Origin of the sequence: Kocuria soli, assembly GCF_003797835.1 — a bacterium.
Classification (GTDB): Bacteria; Actinomycetota; Actinomycetes; order Actinomycetales; family Micrococcaceae; genus Kocuria; species Kocuria soli.
In genome coordinates this window covers 99,463-116,966 of the sequence record NZ_RKMF01000012.1, presented here as the reverse complement: position 1 = coordinate 116,966, position 17,504 = coordinate 99,463, and the positions used below count along the sequence as shown (strand labels likewise).

14 protein-coding genes, 1 rRNA gene and 1 pseudogene are annotated in these 17,504 nt (G+C 67.3%); 1 reads left to right on the top strand and 15 read right to left on the bottom strand.

Going from position 1 to position 17,504, the window contains the following annotated elements; all coding sequences use genetic code 11:
• From EDL96_RS10125 to EDL96_RS10090, 9 genes and pseudogenes are all read right to left on the bottom strand, one after another.
• Nucleotides 1-116 (bottom strand): 16S ribosomal RNA (locus tag EDL96_RS10125); the annotation flags it as partial.
• Between the two features lie 445 nt (nucleotides 117-561).
• Nucleotides 562-1,872: a tyrosine--tRNA ligase gene (gene tyrS / locus EDL96_RS10120; RefSeq protein WP_123825734.1), complete on the bottom strand. Its 1,311-nt coding sequence runs from the start codon at nucleotides 1,870-1,872 to the stop codon at nucleotides 562-564.
• A 96-nt stretch (nucleotides 1,873-1,968) separates the two neighbouring features.
• The gene (locus tag EDL96_RS10115) at nucleotides 1,969-4,290 is read right to left on the bottom strand and encodes a HelD family protein (protein WP_123825733.1); all 2,322 of its coding nucleotides are present in this window, start codon (nucleotides 4,288-4,290) and stop codon (nucleotides 1,969-1,971) included.
• A gap of 100 nt (nucleotides 4,291-4,390) precedes the next feature.
• Nucleotides 4,391-4,951, bottom strand: coding sequence for an adenine phosphoribosyltransferase (locus tag EDL96_RS10110; RefSeq protein ID WP_123825732.1), 561 nt, complete (start codon nucleotides 4,949-4,951; stop codon nucleotides 4,391-4,393).
• Between the two features lie 15 nt (nucleotides 4,952-4,966).
• Nucleotides 4,967-5,671 carry a DNA-3-methyladenine glycosylase gene (locus EDL96_RS10105; RefSeq protein ID WP_123825731.1) on the bottom strand — a complete coding sequence of 235 codons (705 nt, stop codon included), beginning with the start codon at nucleotides 5,669-5,671 and terminating at the stop codon, nucleotides 4,967-4,969.
• Between the two features lie 8 nt (nucleotides 5,672-5,679).
• The gene (gene argH, locus EDL96_RS10100) at nucleotides 5,680-7,128 is read right to left on the bottom strand and encodes an argininosuccinate lyase (RefSeq protein ID WP_123825730.1); all 1,449 of its coding nucleotides are present in this window, start codon (nucleotides 7,126-7,128) and stop codon (nucleotides 5,680-5,682) included.
• Nucleotides 7,129-7,281: 153 nt separating this feature from the next.
• Nucleotides 7,282-8,493 (bottom strand): argininosuccinate synthase, encoded by a 1,212-nt coding sequence (locus EDL96_RS10095; protein ID WP_123825729.1) that lies wholly within the window; start codon nucleotides 8,491-8,493, stop codon nucleotides 7,282-7,284.
• A 62-nt stretch (nucleotides 8,494-8,555) separates the two neighbouring features.
• Nucleotides 8,556-8,888 carry an AMP-binding enzyme gene (locus EDL96_RS13960; protein WP_325049555.1) on the bottom strand — a complete coding sequence of 111 codons (333 nt, stop codon included), beginning with the start codon at nucleotides 8,886-8,888 and terminating at the stop codon, nucleotides 8,556-8,558.
• Nucleotides 8,889-9,011: 123 nt separating this feature from the next.
• A pseudogene (locus EDL96_RS10090) lies at nucleotides 9,012-10,073 on the bottom strand (AMP-binding protein); the annotation flags it as partial.
• Between the two features lie 148 nt (nucleotides 10,074-10,221).
• On the opposite strand from EDL96_RS10090, the gene EDL96_RS10085 reads away from it, so the two are divergent.
• The gene (locus EDL96_RS10085) at nucleotides 10,222-10,647 is read left to right on the top strand and encodes an ankyrin repeat domain-containing protein (RefSeq protein WP_233568828.1); all 426 of its coding nucleotides are present in this window, start codon (nucleotides 10,222-10,224) and stop codon (nucleotides 10,645-10,647) included.
• 20 nt (nucleotides 10,648-10,667) lie between these two features.
• Here EDL96_RS10085 and EDL96_RS10080 read toward each other — a convergent pair whose 3' ends face one another.
• The 6 genes from EDL96_RS10080 to argJ all read right to left on the bottom strand — a co-directional run bounded on the left by EDL96_RS10080 (nucleotide 10,668) and on the right by argJ (nucleotide 17,456).
• Entirely contained in the window at nucleotides 10,668-12,170 is a 1,503-nt protein-coding gene (locus tag EDL96_RS10080; protein WP_123825728.1) for a long-chain-fatty-acid--CoA ligase, read from the bottom strand.
• 162 nt (nucleotides 12,171-12,332) lie between these two features.
• Nucleotides 12,333-12,836 (bottom strand): arginine repressor, encoded by a 504-nt coding sequence (locus EDL96_RS10075; protein ID WP_123825727.1) that lies wholly within the window; start codon nucleotides 12,834-12,836, stop codon nucleotides 12,333-12,335.
• The gene (gene argF, locus EDL96_RS10070) at nucleotides 12,833-13,792 is read right to left on the bottom strand and encodes an ornithine carbamoyltransferase (protein ID WP_123825726.1); all 960 of its coding nucleotides are present in this window, start codon (nucleotides 13,790-13,792) and stop codon (nucleotides 12,833-12,835) included. Before argF ends, EDL96_RS10075 begins: the two co-directional genes overlap by 4 nt.
• Before the next feature lie 52 nt (nucleotides 13,793-13,844).
• Nucleotides 13,845-15,146, bottom strand: a complete 1,302-nt coding sequence (locus tag EDL96_RS10065) for an acetylornithine transaminase (RefSeq protein WP_123825725.1) — start codon at nucleotides 15,144-15,146, stop codon at nucleotides 13,845-13,847.
• The gene (gene argB / locus EDL96_RS10060; protein WP_123825724.1) at nucleotides 15,143-16,162 is read right to left on the bottom strand and encodes an acetylglutamate kinase; all 1,020 of its coding nucleotides are present in this window, start codon (nucleotides 16,160-16,162) and stop codon (nucleotides 15,143-15,145) included. Before argB ends, EDL96_RS10065 begins: the two co-directional genes overlap by 4 nt.
• A gap of 118 nt (nucleotides 16,163-16,280) precedes the next feature.
• A complete protein-coding gene (argJ, locus tag EDL96_RS10055) occupies nucleotides 16,281-17,456 on the bottom strand; it encodes a bifunctional glutamate N-acetyltransferase/amino-acid acetyltransferase ArgJ (RefSeq protein WP_233568833.1) in 1,176 nt (391 codons plus the stop codon).
• Between the last annotated feature and the right edge of the window lie 48 nt (nucleotides 17,457-17,504).

The window sequence follows — 17,504 nt, the reverse complement described above, 5'->3', positions numbered from 1 at the left end:
TATTACTCACCCGTTCGCCACTAATCCACGGTGCAAGCACCGCTTCATCGTTCGACTTGCATGTGTTAAGCACGCCGCCAGCGTTCGTCCTGAGCCAGGATCAAACTCTCCGTCAAAAAACAAAACACGTTTCAACGAAAACATCAAAACCCGGCCGAAAACCCACCCCACGATCACGGGAACGAAACCGTGAGGGCAGGCATCAACCAAACAAACAAAAAATTTGGTATCAACAAACAAACAAAACACTATTGAGTTCTCAAACAACAGGACGACGTTTTCGGATCTTTCCGCCTCCGTCGCGGACCGCTACGATACGCACCCTCACTGTTTCTCGCAAATCAACCGATCAGCCCGAGGGCATGCCTGTTGATCGTGCAGATCGTTGTGTGGGTGTGGTCTCGAAGTGGACCGGTCGCTCGTTCGGGTTCTTGCGTTCCCGCCGTCGTTGCGACAGATGTCAACTGTACACACGCCCCCAGGGTGCCGCAACTGGCCGATGCCCTCGAGGACGGTGCCCTCGCTCACACCCGCCCATCGGGCACTGCGCGTGGCGCGAGGTCAGCCTTCGAGTACCGCCGCAGCCATGTTCTTCTTCCCCCGTTTGAGCAGGACGTAGCGCTGCTGGAGGATCTGGGCGTCGGTGATCGTGGCCTCGGCGTCGGTGATCTTGACGTTGTTGACGGACACTCCCCCTTCGGAGAGGGTTCGCCGAGCCTCGGTCTTGGAGGCTGACAGTCCCGTGTCGATCAACAGGTCAACCACGTCGCGCCGGTCCGTCGGCACGGTTGCCGAAGGCAGCTCTGCCACGACGGCCGCCAAGGTGTCGGCATCGAGCTCAGTGAAGTCCCCTCGGCCGAAGACCGCCTCAGATGCGGCGATCGCTTGACGGGTTGCGGTCTCCCCGTGGACCAATGTGTTCACGTCGTAGGCCAGCTGCTTCTGCGCCTCCCGACGGAACGGCTCATCCTCCACCAGGCGCTCGAACTCTGCGATCTCTTCCCGGGTGCGGAACGTGAAGACCTTGAGACGGTCGATCACGTCGGCGTCCGCCGTGTTGAGCCAGAACTGGTAGAAGGCGTACGGAGAGGTCATCTCCGGGTTGAGCCAGATGGCGTTGCCTTCCGACTTGCCGAACTTGGTGCCGTCGGAATTCGTGATGAGCGGCGAGCCGATGGCGTGCACCGTCGCCCCCTCGACCTTGCGGATCAGTTCCGTTCCCGCGGTGAGGTTTCCCCACTGGTCGGATCCACCGGTCTGGAGAACGCAGTCGTAGTCGCGGTACAGGTTCAGGAAGTCGTAGCCCTGCAGCACCTGGTAGCTGAACTCCGCGTAGGAGATGCCCTCCTCGGAGTTCAGGCGCTTGGCCACGATCTCCTTCTTGATCATGGTGCCCACGCGGAAGTTCTTGCCGATGTCGCGCAGCAGGTCGATCGCGGAGAGATTGGCGGTCCAGTCCAGGTTGTTGACCATCCGCGCGGCGTTGTCGCCGTCGAAGGAGAGGAAGCGCTGGATCTGGACTCGCAGCGTGTCCACCCATTCCGACACGACCTCGCGGGAATTGAGCACACGCTCCGAGGTCTGCCGGGGATCGCCTATCAGGCCCGTGGACCCCCCAACCAGTCCGAGCGGCTTGTGGCCCGCGAGCTGAAGACGGCGCAGTGTCAGCAGCTGGACCAGGTGGCCCAGGTGCAGAGAGGAGGCTGTGGGATCGAATCCGCAGTAGTACGTGATCGGGTCACCGGAGAGTGCTTCTTCAAGCGCATCCTCGTCCGTGGAGACGTAGACCAGGCCCCGCCATTTGAGTTCCTGCCAGATGTTGGGGAAGGAGGGGTCGTTGTGCTGCTGCTCAAAGTCGATGCTTTCCGTCACTCGCACAAAAATACCAGGGCGTGCCCGTCACCCGGACGCTGTGCCGAGCGGTGCCGTCCTGGCCACGATGCCGCACCCGAGACGCAACGGACTGACTCAGGAGACCGGGGTCATCCCCGCGGGCAGGTCACCCGTGCCGATGACGCGAAGGCGCTGGGTCGGACGGGTCATGGCGACGTAGAGCGATCCCACACCGTCGTACTCGGTCACGATCTCCGAGGGCTCCACCAGGATCACGGAGTCGAACTCCAGCCCCTTGGCGTCCCAGGTCGAGAGAACGACGACCTGGTTGTCGACCCGCCGCATACCAGCACCGACCTTGCCCGGAATCAAACGGGACAATTCAGTCCCCAGGTGGTGAACCCTGTGCTCCGGTGCGATCACGGCGACCAGGCCGCCTTCGACCGCATCGATCTCCTCCAGGGTCTGTTCGGCAACGGCGCGGGTCAGGGCGTCGTCGTGATCCGATGTGGATTCGGCGGAGGCCTCGATCGGATCCGCCGTGCAAGGCAACACGGTGAGGATGGGCGGCACCCCGTCGCGCACCGCCTTGGGCGCCGGTATCTCGAGGCCAGCCGCGCGGGCGACGGCGACGGCGGCGTCCGCGATGGCCGCGGGGGTGCGGTAGTTGACGGTCAACTCGTCGAGTTCGAACCGGTCCTGGACAAAGGGGTCCAGGGCCGCGGACCAGGACGATGCCGCGGAGGCCGAACCGCCCTGGGCGATGTCGCCCACCACGGTGAAGGACTTCATCGGGCAGCGGCGCATGAGCACGCGCCACTGCATGGGGGTGAGTTCCTGCGCCTCGTCGACCACCACGTGGCCGTAGGCCCAGGTCCGGTCCGCGTGAGCGGCCTCGGCAGCCGTCATCCGGTGCTCGGACTCCTCGTTGAAGGCGGTGAGGTCGGCCGCCGTCACCACCCCGTCCACCCCGACGTCCTCGAGGGACTGGTGCATGTTGTACAGCGCCTTCTCGGCGTTCTCCGTGGCCTTGGCCCGCTCGGCCTCGGAGGTCCGCAGGCGTACGCCCGCTTCTTCCAGATCCCCGAGCAACTCGGCTGCCTCGTCCAGGAGAGGAACGTCGGAGACGGTGAGTGGGGCATCGGCGTCGCGCTGCAGCAGATCCCGTTCGGCCCTCGAATACGACCGGAAGGCGGAGTCCAGGTAATGCCGCTTGGCAAAGAGGTGCCGCACCAGGGTTTCGGGTGACAGCGGGAGCCAGCACAGGTTGAGCGCCTTGCGGATCTCCGGTGCCTGGCGCAGGTCCTCGACCAGGTACGAACGATCGATCGAATTGCCCGAACGCTTGTTCAGGTCATCGCCCAGGGTTTCCGCCAGCTCCCGCAGCACGATCTTGACGAACGTCGCGCGCGCCTCGTTGTGCGGCTTGCCCGTGGCTCGCGCCTTGTCGCGGGCTCGACGAATCAGCTTCCGTGGCAAACGCACGGTGTACGAGTCGGCTCGCAGTGTCTGATCCTTCGCGGGGACCTTCTGGCGGTCCCGGACGGCCTGCTGCATGACGTCGGCCATGTCCAGCCCCGCCTTGATCCGGGCAACGTCACGATTCCGTTCGGGGACCCCGTGGACTCCCGGGTACAGGTCGGCCAGCGAGGACATGACCACGCCCGTCTCCCCCAGCGACGGAAGGACACGGTCGATGTACCACAGGAACGACGACGACGGGCCGACGATCAGGACGCCTGACTTGCGGAGCCGCTCACGGTGTTCGTAGAGCAGATATGCGGCTCGGTGCAGTGCAACCGCGGTCTTGCCCGTGCCCGGTCCGCCCTGGACCACGTGCACCCCGGCAAGCGGTGCGCGGATGATCCGATCCTGTTCGGCCTGAATGGTCGAAACGATGTCCGTCATCCGGCCGGTGCGCTTCGAGTTCAACGCGGCCAGCAGGGCACCTTCGCCCTGGAGCACACCGTCGTCGTCGAGCATCTCGGGGTCAAGGACGTCGTCCTCGATCGCGGTCACGTCGCGGCCGTCCAGGATGAGATGGCGACGGCGCCGGACCCCCATGGGGTGGCGGCCGGTGGCCTGGTAGAACGCAGCCGCTTCACGGGCGCGCCAGTCCACCATCAACCGCCGGTGGTTCTCCGTGGCCAGGCCGATACGGCCGATGTAGCGGGTGTGTTCGCCGTCGTCGTCTGAGCTGTCCAGGCGACCGAAGACCAGGCGGTTGTCCACGGAGTTCAACTGGGCGAGCCGGTCCTCGTAGTGCGTGGCGAAAGCATCACGCTCGGAGCGGCTCTGATGATTGCTCCCCGCATCCACGCGACGCACCTTGTCCAGCTCCGCGGACTTCTCCTCCCGGAGCTGGTCCAGACGCGCGTACAACAGGCGCACGTACTCACGTTCCAGCTCCAACTGGCGCTCCACGCGCTGCACCGCACCGTTGGCGAGTTCCGTCATGCGATCGTTCTCCTCCGCTGATTCCAGACCCACCATGGTAGACGGCTCGGGGTGAACGTGAGGTGACCTCGGGTGACGGGACTGGTCCCCGCGGCGCGGCTCAGACGCGGTAGAGAGCGCGCACGCGGTGACCGCCGAGCTTGGCCCGCCCGCGGAGGTCGGTCAGTTCCATGATGAGACCGAATCCGGCGATGTGGAGTCCTGCCCGGTGCAGCAGTTGCCCGGTCGCCTCGAGGGTTCCACCCGTGGCCAGGAGGTCGTCGACGACCAACACGCGGGAGCCGCGGGCCAGGTCATCGGTGTGGATCTCCAGGGTGGCGGAGCCGTATTCGAGCTGGTAGCTCTGCCGGTAGGTCTCGCGCGGAAGCTTGCCCTCCTTGCGTACGGGCAACACGCCGCAGCCCGCCGAGCGTGCGACGGCACCGGCCAGGATGAAGCCGCGGGCCTCGACGCCCGCCACACAGTCGAACTGGCCTTCGAAGGCCTCCGCCAAGGAATCGACGGTGCGGGTGAACCCCTGCGAGTCCGCAAACAACGGCGTCAGGTCCCTGAACAGGATCCCCGGGTCCGGGTGGTCGGGGATCTTCACGCACAAGCGGTCGATCACCTGTTCGATGGACTCGGTGGGTTGCGCGGGCTGCTGCTGATTCACACGCGACATCGTAGCCGGTGGCGGTCATCCACGACGACGATTGCGAGTGACCGCGGCTCTGTACGGTGACACCGTGGGGTCCCCCGCCACCGCGAACCGCCACGGATACTCGGGGCCGCCGCCGGGACCGGAGACTCCGGTGCGTGCAGTTGTGACGATCTCGGCAACGGGGCCCCCACGACGGAGGGTCAGCCCCGTGGCCGCCAGGTCCGAGGTGAGGAGCGCGCCGTCGTCGGCCAGTGTCAGGGAGAGTGCCTGTGCGACATTGCCGGGACCACGGGCCAGGGCGAGGTCGGGAACCGGGGTGCGACGACGCACGCTGCGCCGCTGCCGGGCCAGTTCCGTTCCCTCCAGGACCTCGCCGGCGCGGATCAGACAGCCGCCCGCGGTTCCGGCGGGCCGGCAGACCAGGTTGACGGCGTGGTGCATGCCGTAGGTGAAGTACACGTACACGCGACCGGCCGGCCCGAACATGGAGGCATTGCGCGCCGTCCGCCCGTTGAAGGTGTGTGCGCCCGGGTCCGGGAGGTCGGAATCGGCGGGGCCGCCGTAGGCCTCGATCTCGGTCAGACGCAGCGTCACGGTCCCCTCCGGGCCGGTGTGCGACAGCAACGACCCCAACAGCAGAGGAGCCGCCTGCGGCGCTGGCAGTTCGAGGACGCCCAGCAGGTCGCGGTCCAGCCCCGGCTCCACGCACGGCTCCGGGCGCCCCTGTTTGCCCAGCTGCATCTCGCCGCTCAGGCCGAGACCACCGGGGTCCGGTTCTCGAAGTCGGCCATGGCGGCCACCCGCTTCTTGAGTTCCGCCAGCTGCTGCGCGACGGCGTCGGGGCCGGTTCCGCCCTGCGAGGACCGGGAGTTGAGCGAACCTTCGAGCGTCAGGACCTGGCGGACCTCCTGTGTGAGTCGGGCATCAATTGCGGTGAAGTCCGCGTCGGTGAGGTCCCACAGCTCGATACCGCGCTGCTCGCAGACCCGCACGGCGTCGCCGGCGATTTCATGGGCGTCGCGGAACGGGACGCCTTCCCGCACCAGCCACTCGGCGATGTCCGTGGCCAGGGCGAAGCCCTGCGGGGCGATTTCGGCCATGCGTTCCGTGTTGAAGGTGAGCGTGGCGACCATGCCGGAGACGGCCGGCAGCAGGACCTCGAGCTGGTCGATCGCGTCGAAGACCGGCTCCTTGTCCTCCTGCAGATCACGGTTGTAGGCCAACGGCAGTGCCTTGAGCGTGGCCAGCAGACCCGTGAGGTCACCGATCAGACGACCCGCCTTGCCGCGAGCCAACTCGGCGACGTCCGGGTTCTTCTTCTGCGGCATGATCGAGGACCCCGTGGAGAACGCGTCGTCCAACGTGGCGAAGGAGAACTCCTTGGTGGCCCAGGTGGTGATCTCCTCGGAGATCCGCGACACGTCCACGGAGAGCATGGCGCAGACCCACGCGAATTCGGCGTACACGTCGCGCGAGGCCGTGCCGTCGATCGAGTTGAACACGGCCGAGTCGAAGCCGAGTTCCTCCGCGACGGCGTTGGGGTCCAATCCGAGCGTGGAGCCGGCCAGAGCACCTGACCCGTACGGGGAGACCGCCGCGCGGGCGTCCCAGTCCACGAAGCGTTCGACGTCACGGACCATGGCCCAGGCGTGTGCCAGGAGATGGTGGGACAGCAGGATCGGCTGCGCGTGCTGCAGGTGCGTACGCCCCGGCATGGGTGCATACGGGTGGGCCTCGGCCTGAGCGATCAGGGCGCGCACGACGTCCAACAGGTTCTTGGCGATGATCGAGGCATGATCCCGCAGATACATCCGGCCCAGGGTCGCGATCTGGTCGTTGCGGGAACGTCCCGCGCGCAGCTTGCCGCCCAGCTCGGTTCCGGCGCGTTCGATCAGTCCACGTTCCAGGGAGCCGTGCACGTCCTCGTCGGACTCTGCGGGGACGTACTCGCCGGACCGCACGTCGGCCTCCAGCCGGTCCAGGGCATCAATCATCCCCGCGAGTTCGGCGTCGTCGAGCAGGCCCGCGCGGTGCAAGACCCGAGCGTGGGCACGGGAGCCCGCAATGTCGTACGGCGCCAACCGCCAGTCGAACTGCGTGGACTTGGACAGCGCGGCGAGCGCCTGGTCCGGGCCGCCCGCGAAGCGCCCTCCCCACAGCGCACCCTCGTTCGTCCCGTGCTTGACGTGCTCGGTCATGCTTCCCCTCGTGTTGCGTCCAGAAGTACTGGAACCAGAATACGGTCCCGTCACATTTGCGCTGACAGGAGACGACGACGGGCGCCCTCCGCGGACCGTCAAGCGAAGCAGGTCAAGGAGGGCGCCCGTCGTCGTCGTTCGGTGTCGGAACGATCAGAGACCTTCGGCGGCCAACCGCTGGTCGCGGGCGGAGGCGACCTTGGAGGACATGCCGAACAGTTCGATGAACCCGCGGGCCTGGGACTGGTCGAAGGAATCCCCTTCGTCGTAGGTCGCCAGGTTGAAGTCGTACAGGGAGGTGTCCGAACGGCGACCGGTCACAGTGGCCTTGCCCGCGTGCAGCGTCATGCGGATGTCACCGTTGACGTAGCGCTGCGTGTCGTCCAGGAACACGTCCAGGGACTTCTTGAGCGGGGAGAACCACTGACCGTCGTAGACCAGTTCGGTCCAGCGCTGACCCACGGTCTTCTTGAACCGGGCCTGCTCGCGCTCGATGGTCACGTTCTCAAGTTCCTGGTGGGCGGCGATCAGGGCCATGGCACCGGGGGCCTCGTAGATCTCACGTGACTTGATGCCCACCAGGCGGTCCTCGACGATGTCGATCCGGCCGACACCCTGGGCACCGGCGCGGCGGTTCATCTCCTGGATGGCTTCCAACGGGGTCACGGGGCGGCCGTCGATGGCCACGGGAATGCCCTGCTGGAAGGTCAGAACCACCTCGTCGGGTGCCGGGGCGAAGGCGGGATCGTCGGTGTAGTCGTAGACGTCCTTGGTGGGGGCGTTCCAGATGTCCTCCAGGAAGCCCGTCTCGATGGCGCGACCCCACACGTTCTGGTCGATCGAGAACGGGTTCTTCTTGGTGGTCGCGATCGGCAGGTCGTTGCGCTCGGCGTAGTCGATGGCCTTCTCGCGGGTCAGCGCCAGATCGCGGACGGGTGCGATGCACTTGAGGTCCGGGCCGAGGGTCTGGATGCCGACCTCGAAGCGAACCTGGTCGTTGCCCTTGCCGGTGCAGCCGTGGGCCACGGTGGTGGCACCGTACTTCTTGGCCGCGTCCACCAGGTGCTTGACGATCACCGGACGGGAAACCGCGGAGACCAACGGGTAGGAATCCATGTAGAGACCGTTGGCCTTGAGCGCCGGCATGCAGTAGTCGTTGGCGAACTCGTCGCGTGCATCGGCCACCACGGCCTCCACGGCGCCGCAGTCCAGCGCGCGCTGACGGATGGATTCCAGGTCCTCGCCGCCCTGTCCGACGTCGACGGCGCAGGCGATGACCTCTGCGCCGGTGGCCTCGCCGATCCAGCCGATCGCCACGGAAGTGTCCAGGCCGCCCGAGTAGGCGAGCACAACGCGCTCAGTCACGAAAGTTCTCCTTGCAGTCGTCAGGTCAAAACTCATGCATGACTATACACACCACGGTGTATTTATGCATCGCTGCCCGTTCGCACCGCGTCGTCCGACAGCTCGATCGTGCGCTTGAGGATCTTGCCGGTCGGACCCTTGGGCAGTTCTGCCACGAGCTGCCAGACCCGCGGGACCTTGTAGTTCGCCAAGCGTTCGCGCACGAACGCATCCAGTTCACGGGCCGTCGCCTCCCGATCGGCGGGCGATTCCAGGAAGGCGACGACGGCGGCCACCTCCTGCCCGAGCCGGTCTTCGTCCACTCCGAGCACCGCGCACTCGGCCACGCCGTCGAACTCGAAGAGGATCTCCTCGACCTCACGCGGATAGACGTTGTAGCCACCGCGGATGATCATGTCCTTCATGCGGTCCACGATGTAGAAGCAGCCGTCGTCGTCCTTGTACCCGAGGTCCCCGGAATGGAACCAACCGTCACGGATCGCCTCCGCCGTGGCATCCTCACGTCGCCAGTAGCCGGCCATGACGTACTGACCCGCGATGGCGATTTCACCGACCTCGCCGACGGTCACTTCCTCACCCATGGCATCCACCACGCGCAGTTCCGCGCCGCGGACGGGAGTGCCGATCGAACCCGCCTTGCGCGGCCCGTCGAACTGGTTGAAGCAGACCACGGGTGAGGTCTCCGACAGGCCGTAGCCCTCAAGAACCGTCGCCCCGAAGACTTGTTCGGCTCGGGTCAGGATCTCCACGGGCAGCGGCGAGCCGCCCGAGATGAGACCCCGGAGGCGAGGGAAGTCCATGCCGCCACGCTTGACGACCTCCTACAGCATGGCGATGTGCATGGACGGAACGGCGGCCACCAGACTGACTGAATCGCGTTCCAGCACGTCCACGGCCTTGACCGGCTCGAACCGGCCCAACAGCGTGACGGAGGCACCCGCTGCGGCCACGGCGTTCATGGCCACGGTCTGGCCGAAGACATGGAAGAACGGCAGGCCGCCGAACAGGACGTCCTCCTCCGTGATGGAGAACAGCTCCACCACGAGTTCCGCGTTGGTCCGCATGTTCCGGTGGGTCAGCATCGCACCCTTGGGCCGGCCCGTCGTGCCGGAGGTGTACAGCAGGACCGCAGTGTCCGACTCCTCCCGCTCCACCACACCCTCGACCGGCGTCTGCCCCGAGATCTCGGCCAGCGACGACGCCGAGAGCTCGACCACCTGGCGCTCACCGGCAGCCTCTCGCGTTGCGTCGGCCACCGCTTCCCAGACCACGACGACCTTGGCCTCGGAGTCGTCGAGGTGGTAGGCCACCTCCCGAGCCGTCAGGAGTGGGTTCAGCGGGACCACCACGGCACCGAGCCTGAGGATCGCGTAGTACACCACCGGGACGTGGGGCAGGTTGGGCAGCACGATGGCCACCCGGTCCCCCACCTCGACGCCAAGCGACTGCAGGTGTCCGGCAAAGCGTGAACTGAGATCGTCCACCTGCGCGTAGGTCAGTCCGTCGTCGTCAAGGTGCACCATCACCCGCTCCGGGTGGGCCTGAGCGGTGGTGGTCAGCAGAGTCGCCAGGTTGGTCACTGGTGATCCTTCCCTCGACATGGACGTGACGTGCGCCACAGTCTAGGCGTTCTCTCGCCACCCACGGGACGTGCGACACAATGGCCGGGCAGGCCATTCGCGACGACGACCGCGCCCACTCCACTCCCTACCCGTCAGGAGACTTCCCTTGACCGAGCCGACCACGCCCGGTGAACCCCGGCGCCCCGAACTCACCGAGGCCGAACTGGAACTGTTGCAGTCCATGTTCGACGCCGCCCGCGAGGGCAGGACGGAGTCCCTGGCTACGGCCATCGACCAGGGCCTGCCCGTGAACCTGACCAACAGCAAAGGAGACACCCTGCTCAATCTCGCGGCCTACCACGAACACCCGCAGACCGTCGGCATGCTCCTGGACCGCGGTGCGGACACGGAACGGGTGTCCGACATGGGCTTCACCGCGCTGATCTGCGCGGTGTTCCGCGGGAACGAAGAAATCACTCGACTGCTGCTGGAGGCAGGTGCAGGACAGGACACGGGCTTCCAGCCGGCGCGGGCCGTCGCCGAGGAATTCGGGCGGACAGGCGTCCTCCCGCTGCTGGAGCGGTACGCCTGAGGTTCACACCCGCTGGACAATCAGTCCAGGACGATCTCCCGCTTGAGGATCTTGCCCGTGGGGCCCTTGGGCAAGGCATCCAGAACCCGGTAGTGCCGGGGCCGCTTGTAGACGGCCAGTCCGTGACGGGCGGCGTCGCGCAGTTCCGCGACCACCGCGTCCGCGTCGTGACCGGGGTTGAGCACCAGGCAGGCGACGACGTCCTGACCGACGGTGATGTCCCCTTCGCCCACCACCGCGGCCTCGTGGACAGCCGGGTGTTCGTAGAGCAGTTCTTCGATTTCGCGCGGGTACACGTTGTATCCGTTGTGGAGGATCATGTCCTTCTTGCGGTCCACGATGAAGAACCGGCCAGATTCGTCCTGCCGTCCCAGATCACCCGTGCGGAAGAACTCGCCCGTGAACGCCGCGGCAGTGACCTCCGGCTGGTTCCAGTAACCGGCCATGACGTACTGCCCGCGCACCGCGATCTCCCCGACCTCTCCGCGCGCGACGTCACGGCCGGCGTCGTCGAGAACCCGCACGTCCGCACCCTCGCACGCCGTGCCGATCGAGCCCGGGACTCGGTCGTTGACGGGGTGGTTGAAGCAGACCACGGGTGAGGTCTCGGACAGGCCGTACCCCTCGTAGAGGGTCACACCGAACAGCTGCTCGAACTCCTTGAGCACCTCGACGGGGATGGAGGCACCACCCGAGATGGCGTTGACCAGCGACGGGTACTCGACCCGATCCGCGCGCTGGAGGCTGTTGACGGCCACGAACATCGACGGGACGCCCACGAACCGGGTCACCCCGTGGTCGTTGACTTGGTGCAGTACGGCACGCGGCTGGAAGGAGGCCACCGTGCTCACACAGGCCCCCACGGCGACGACGGCGTTGAGCACCACGGTCTGACCGAACACGTGAAAGAACGGCAACGCCCCCAGGAAGACGTCATCGGGGCGGTAGTCGAACATGCGGGTGGTCATCCATGCGTTGGACGCCAGGTTGTGATGGGTCAGCATCGCGCCCTTGGGCTCACCCGTGGTCCCGGACGTGTAGAGCAGGACAGCCAGGTCGTCGTCGGCGCGCTCGACCGTCTCCGGAGGCTCTCCCAATGCCTCCGGGCTCAACGCGTCCCCCGCGAGCCTGACGAAGGCGACCTGGGTTGTGCCGTCGGCGGTCATCTCCGCGACCACGTGCTCAGCACGATCGGCGACGGCGTCGAAGGCCACGACGGCGCGCACGCCCGCGTCCCGGAAGAGACCCTCCAGTTCGCGTTCCGTGAGCAACGGGTTCAACGGCACCACGACCGCACCGGCCTTGAGGATGCCGTAGTAGGCCACGGGCATGTGGGGCACGTTCGGGGAGATCAACGCCACGCGGTCCCCGGGCTGCACCCCCAGGTCGGCCAAGCGTTGGAGGAACGCGTCGGCCAAGGCGTTGAGGGTGCGGTAGTCGATGGCTGCGGCATCCGCCCGGACGGCCACGTTCTGCGGGTCACGCGCAGCGGTGTCGGAGAGCAGGGTCGCGAGATTCGTCACGGGTAGGTCCTTGGGTCAGCAGAGGCAGGCTTCCACCGGGCCGGAATCGGACACGGTTGACGTTCGTTCCCCCGGTGACGCCGAAAGCGTCCCCTATTGCATCACAGGATCAGGGCCGCACAGGACGGCGGCCTGACAGAACCGGCCATGCCGTACGTCCGCCTACTCGCGGATGGTCAGGGCCAAGAACTTGTCCGCCAGGTCCTGTCCCCCCAGGGGGTCACGGGTCACGACCATGATCGTGTCGTCCCCCGCGATGGTGCCCAGGACCTCCGGCAGGGTCGAGTGGTCGATCACGGAGGCGAAGTACTGCGCCGCACCCGGTGGTGTACGCAGCATGACCAGATTGGCGGAAGCCTCCGCCGTGACCAGCAGTTCCTTGCACAAACCCGCCAACCGCGCGTCCAGGGCCTCCGTCGGGTGTTCCCCGCCCGCGAGCCCATCACCTGCACCCGGCTGAGGAATTGCGTAGACCAGCGATCCTTCCGCGTCCCGGACGCGCACCGCCCCGAGCTCCACGAGGTCCCTGGACAGCGTGGCCTGGGTGACCTGCAGTCCGTCCGCACCCAGCAGGTCAGCCAGTTCGGCCTGGGAATGGACGGCACCGGATCCCACCAACGCGACGATGCGCGCCTGGCGGGCGGTCTTGGTCGCCGGGATGCTCATCGGAGGACCTCGCCCGTCTCCAGGTCATAACTGCCGGACTGCGCCAGCAGCCAGATCATCAGGGCTTTTTGCGCGTGGAGGCGGTTCTCCGCCTCGTCGAAAACCACGGAACGGGGCCCGTCGATGACTTCGGCGGTGACTTCGGAACCGCGGTAGGCGGGGAGGCAGTGCATGAAGACGGCGTCGGGTTCCGCCTTGTCCATGGCCGCCTGATCGACGCTGTAGGCCCGGAACACCTCCGCCCGGACGGCCTTCTCCGCTTCCTGCCCCATGGAGATCCAGGTGTCCGTGCACACCACGTCGGCCCCGGCCAGGGCGACGTCGGGGTCGGTGGTCACCAGCACGGTGGCGCCGGTTTCCCGCGCGCGCTCCTCGGCACCCGCGACGACCGCGGGATCCGGCAGGTACCCCTCCGGCCCCGCAATGCGAACGTCCATTCCGGCGGTGACCATGCCCAGCAGGTATGAGTTGGCCATGTTGTTGGCGGCATCTCCGAGGTAGGCGAAGGACAGGCCTTGGGTCTGCCCCTTGTGCTCCCGGATGGTTTGCAGGTCCGCCAGGATCTGGCAGGGGTGGTACTCGTCAGAGAGCGCATTGATCACGGGAACGCTCGCGTGCTGGGCCATCTCGTCCACGCCCGCTTGCGCGTAGGTCCGCCAGACGATCAGGGACACCATGCGGGAAAGCACCTGTGCGGTGTCGGCGATGGATTCCTTGACACCCATCTGCGCCTCCCCCGGATTCACGACCAGGGGTTGGCCCCCCATGTCGGCGATTCCGGCGGCGAACGAGAACCGCGTCCGGGTCGAGGTCTTGTCGAAGATGACCGTCGCCGTCTGCGGGCCGGCCAGAGGCTTGTGGGCCCAGCGGTCGGCCTTGACGGCCGCGGCCAGGTCCAGGACCTCGGACTGTTCGGCGGGAGTCAGATCGGTGTCGCGCAGGAAGTGGCGTGGCACGTGGTGGTCCTTTCGGTACCGCCGTCGGGAACAGCGGGGCTGGGGGGTGAGGTCAGTGGGCGGCGAGCGCGGCGTCGGCCCGGTCCAGGATCGACGGCAGAACCGCTAGGAAGTCTTCGGCCTGCGCTTGGGTCAGGATCAACGGTGGGGCCAGCCTGATCGTGGTGGGGCCGGTCGCGTTGACGATGTACCCGGCCGCGCGCGCGGCGGCCACGACGGCGGCCCCGAGCGGCTCGGCGGAATCGGGGTCCTGACGCGGATCGTCGAGGTCGAATCCGATGAGCAGCCCGTGGGAGCGGACCTCCTGGACTCGTTCGAGGGCGGTGAGACCGTCCGTCACAACCTTCCCCACCGAACGGGCGTTCGCCAACAGGTCGTCGTGTTCGATGGTCGCGAGCGTGGCCAACCCGGCGGCGGTGGCCAACGGATTGCCGCCGAAGGTCGTACCGTGCTGGCCCGCCGTGAGCAGCTGGGACACGGCGTCGCCGAAGGTGATGAGCGCGCCCACGGGAAAGCCTGCACCGAGCCCCTTGGCCAGCGTGATCGCGTCCGGGAGTTCTCCGGCATCCAGCTGTGCCGTGTAGGCGAACCATTCCCCGGTACGGCCGATGCCGGTCTGGACCTCGTCCACGATCAGCAGCGCACCGTGCTCCCGGGTGAGTTCCCGCGCCCGCTGGAGCCAGCCGTCGGGCAGAGCGAAGACACCCTGTTCCCCGCGGATCGGTTCCACGATCAGCGCGGAGACCGAGTCGTCGATGACTGCTTCGAGAGATTCCAGCGTGGGCGCGATGTGGACCACGCCGCCCGGCAGGGGCTCGAACGGCTCGCGGTAGGCCTTCTTGGCGGTGAGCGCGAGGGATCCCATGGTCCGTCCGTGGAAGGCCCCGTCCACGGCAACGACCGTGGTGCGGGGCCCGTTGGGCCCAGGGTTCTCGTGGCCGCTGCGGCGGGCCAGTTTGAAGGCCGCCTCGTTGGCCTCCGACCCCGAGTTGGCGAAGAAGACCTTGGAGCCGTCAGGGGCCGCCGCGAGTTCGAGCAGCTTTTCGGCCAGGCCGATCTGCTGCGGGGTGGTGAAGAAGTTGGAGACGTGGCCGAGCGTGGCGGCCTGATCGGCGACGGCCTTCACCCACGCCGGGTGGGCATGCCCCAGGGCGTTGACGGCGATGCCGCCCAGCAGGTCGACCAGGCCGTTGCCGTCGGCGTCCCAGACGTGCACGCCCTGGCCGCGGACGAGCACGGCCTGCGGAGCGCCGAAGACCCCCAACAGGTGGTCCCGGTAACTGGTGAGCAGCTCACTCTGGGTGGGGGCGGCCTGGGAGTCGCCGCCGTTCGTGGTGTCGTTTCCGGTGCTCATGAGAGGCCTTTCGCTGCTGCGTCGTCGAGTGCCTGGTGCTGTTCTCCCGCATCCTGTGGTTCCCGGCCCTCGGGCGGAACCACCGTGGGCGGCTGGCTGGGTGCGGCGCCGTCGGGACGGACCTCCGTGCCGATGCCGCGGTCGGTGAAGATCTCCAGCAGGACGGAGTGCGCTTCCCGCCCGTCCACGATCGTGGCCCGGCCCGCTCCGCCGTCGACGGCCGCCAGAGCGGCCTCCATCTTGGGGATCATTCCCGATTGAAGCGACGGCAGGAGATCCCGCAGTTCCGAGGCGGTCAGGGAGTCGATCAGCGAGCCCCGGTCCGGCCAGTTCGCGTACAGACCTTCGACGTCGGTCAGGGCCACGAACTTCTCCGCCCCAAGGGCCACGGCAACCGCGGCCGCCGCCGTGTCGGCGTTGATGTTGAGCACCTCCCCGGTCACCCTGCCGTTCGTATCCACCTCCGGGGCGACGGAGGAGATCACGGGAATGTTCCCGTTGGCGATGAGCCGTTTGAGGGGCTCGGGATTCACGGAAACCACCTCGCCCACGTGCCCCAGGTCCACCTCCTCGCCGTCGACGACCGTGCCGCGCCGCACCGCGTTGAGCAGTGATGCGTCCTCGCCGGAGAGCCCGACCGCGAACGGGCCGGTCGCGTTGATCAGGTGCACGAGCTCACGCTGGACCTGGCCGGTGAGGACCATGCGGATGACGTCGATCGCTTCCCCCGAGGTCACGCGGAGCCCGCCGCGGAACTCGGATTCGATGCCCAGCCGGTCGAGCATCGCGTTGATCTGCGGACCCCCACCGTGCACGACGACGGGTTGGATCGCCACGGAGCGCAGGAACACCATGTCCGCGGCGAACGCGCGCCGGAGTTCGTCGGACACCATGGCGTTGCCGCCGTACTTGAAGACCATGGTGCTGCCCGAGTACCGGGTGATCCAGGGCAGCGCCTCCATGAGCACACCGGCCTTGACCTGGGCGGTTTCGAACCGGTCGATGGGTGAGGGCATGTTCTCTCCTGTTGTCGGCACCGGGGTGGCGATGCACGGACGACGATGGGCGTACGACGATGGGCGGGGCTGATCGTGTGGCCGGTGTGGCCGGTCAGCCTGAGACCGAGGAGGCCGATCAGGTCGAGTAGGCGCTGTTCTCCTCGACGTAGTCGTGGGTGAGGTCGTTGGTCCAGATGGTCGCCTCGTGCACGCCGACCTTCAGATCGATCACGACCTCGACCTCACGGGCCGCCGCCAGGTCCACGCCGTCGCGCGAGTCCCCGATCATGCCGTCGCGGCACACGGTCACACCGTTGATGCTCACGTCCAGCTCGTCCGGATCGAACACGGACGAGGTGGTGCCCACCGCGGAGAGCACGCGGCCCCAGTTGGGGTCGTTGCCGAAGATGGCGGTCTTGAACAGGTTGGAGCGGGCCACGCTGCGGGAGACCTCTTCGGCCTCCTCCGCACTCACGGCGTTGACCGTGGTGACAGCGATGTCGTGGGAGGCTCCCTCGGCGTCGCGGATGAGTTGCTGGGCCAGGCTGTGGCACACGGCCGTCAGCGCGCGGACGAATTCGGCCTCCTCGGGGGCCACTCCCGAGGCCCCGGAACCCATGAGGACCACGGTGTCGTTCGTGGACATGCAACCGTCGGAATCGGTGCGGTCGAATGTGCTCGCGCAGGCTTCGGCCAGGCAGCGTTGCAGCACGGTGGCCGGGAGCTCGGCATCCGTGGTGATGACCACCAGCATGGTCGCCAGCCCCGGGGCCAGCATCCCGGCCCCTTTGGCCATTCCGCCAACGCCCCACCCCTCGGCACTGCGGTGGGTTGCCTGTTTGGGCACGGTGTCCGTGGTCATGATGGCCGTGGCAGCGGCCAGTCCCGCGGCCTCGCCCTCCGCCAGGGCCGCCACGACGAGCGGAACGCCATCCCGGATGGTCTGCAGCGGCAACTGTTCCCCGATCAGGCCGGTGGAACACACGACGACGTCACCCGCCCCGACCTCCAAGGCTTCGCCGACCAGTTCGGCGGTGGTGTGGGAGGTCTGGAAGCCCTGCGGGCCCGTGCACGCGTTGGCGCCGCCGGAGTTCAGGATCACGGCGCGCGCTGCCCCGTCGGCAACGACCTGGCGCGACCAGTGCACCGGCGCGGCGGCCACCCGGTTGGAGGTGAACACGGCAGCCGCGGCGGACTGCGGACCGTCATTGACCACGAGCGCGAAATCCGGTTTGCCGGACGGCTTGAAACCCGCGGTGACACCGGCTGCACGGAAGCCCCCGGCAGCCGTCACGCCGCGGTCGGTGTCCACCGCCACGCCGTGGCCCGGGTTCTGGGAGGAGTACTGGGGTGCTTGCTC

Bases quoted from the DNA above. Each gene is read 5' to 3' on its own strand.
- EDL96_RS10115 (WP_123825733.1), bottom strand. From the start codon at position 4,290: ATGACGGAACTCGCCAACGGTGCGGTGCAGCGCGTGGAGCGCCAGTTG.
- EDL96_RS10110 (WP_123825732.1), bottom strand. From the start codon at position 4,951: ATGTCGCGTGTGAATCAGCAGCAGCCCGCGCAACCCACCGAGTCCATC.
- EDL96_RS10105 (WP_123825731.1), bottom strand. From the start codon at position 5,671: ATGCAGCTGGGCAAACAGGGGCGCCCGGAGCCGTGCGTGGAGCCGGGG.
- argH (WP_123825730.1), bottom strand. From the start codon at position 7,128: ATGACCGAGCACGTCAAGCACGGGACGAACGAGGGTGCGCTGTGGGGA.
- EDL96_RS13960 (WP_325049555.1), bottom strand. From the start codon at position 8,888: ATGATCATCCGCGGTGGCTACAACGTCTATCCGCGTGAGGTCGAGGAG.
- EDL96_RS10075 (WP_123825727.1), bottom strand. From the start codon at position 12,836: ATGAGCATCCCGGCGACCAAGACCGCCCGCCAGGCGCGCATCGTCGCG.
- EDL96_RS10065 (WP_123825725.1), bottom strand. From the start codon at position 15,146: ATGAGCACCGGAAACGACACCACGAACGGCGGCGACTCCCAGGCCGCC.
- argB (WP_123825724.1), bottom strand. From the start codon at position 16,162: ATGCCCTCACCCATCGACCGGTTCGAAACCGCCCAGGTCAAGGCCGGT.